This is a genomic window from Vibrio sp. 1402 (assembly GCF_033340275.1).
The window spans coordinates 1-818 of record NZ_JAWOWE010000162.1 but is presented as its reverse complement, the minus strand read 5'-3'; the positions used below and the strand labels follow the sequence as shown (position 1 = coordinate 818).

Below are 818 nucleotides of genomic sequence, written 5' to 3'. Positions count from 1 at the left end.
CACCCAACGACGATTGGCATCACTGGCATACATGTGCGTTTGCAAATTAAGGGCCGGAAGACGTCCTTGCCACTGCTGCGCATTGCGCTCCAAGTCATTCACCTGTGACGGCGCAGAAGTAGGCGCATCGTTTTGAGACAGCGCATTTTCCACTTTTTTGGCGAGATCTGGAGACAAGGAAGACAAGTCTAGATCATCCAATGACAAACCTAAGTCGTCACGACGATGCGTAGATGCAGTGCTCGTGACGGGAGTAGCCGTTGTCGGATCTGGAGCTTCACTCTCGTTGGCATACTCGGAGGGTTGCAAGAATGTCCCAATGTCGCGAGATAACTCGGCACTCGGCCATTCTCGTGGCAGTTGAGCAAGATCCGTTGATTCTGGATAATCTAAAACTTCAAATGGTTGTACGACTTCCGCCACCACTACCTCTGGCGTAACCGCTTGAGTCTCTGGCGTAAGCAAATCTAAATGCCACGCAACCGCAATCGCTGACACGCTAATAGGCACAAGAAAGAGTCCAACATGTTTGATGACTGACATTACGCCTCCTCCTTGTTAATGCTTGCTAGTGTTGGCGCATTAGGTTGCACACTTTGTTGTAAGCGCTCTAACGTGCGATGACCCGCAATGCCATCCACACCGATGCCCTGCCAACGTTGGAACAGTTCCACTCGCTCTTTTAACGCACCGTCAAAAATGGACGTTTCCAGTGGTGATTCACTCACCGCTTTTGCAAGCAATTGGTCAAGCACTTCTATCGCCGGCCCTTCCATATCTAAACGCAACGTCTCTTTAAGCGGCGCTTGCCACAATTC

The 818-nt window shown here is 50.6% G+C and carries 2 protein-coding genes; both read right to left on the bottom strand.

Annotated elements, in window-relative coordinates:
* Positions 1–543 (bottom strand): general secretion pathway protein GspB (locus R7044_RS24820; RefSeq protein WP_225455949.1); only part of this gene is annotated, 543 nt, incomplete at its 3' end.
* Positions 543–818: peptidoglycan-binding protein (locus tag R7044_RS24815; RefSeq protein WP_225455948.1), on the bottom strand; the 276-nt coding region annotated here is incomplete at its 5' end. The genes R7044_RS24815 and R7044_RS24820, both read right to left, overlap by 1 nt.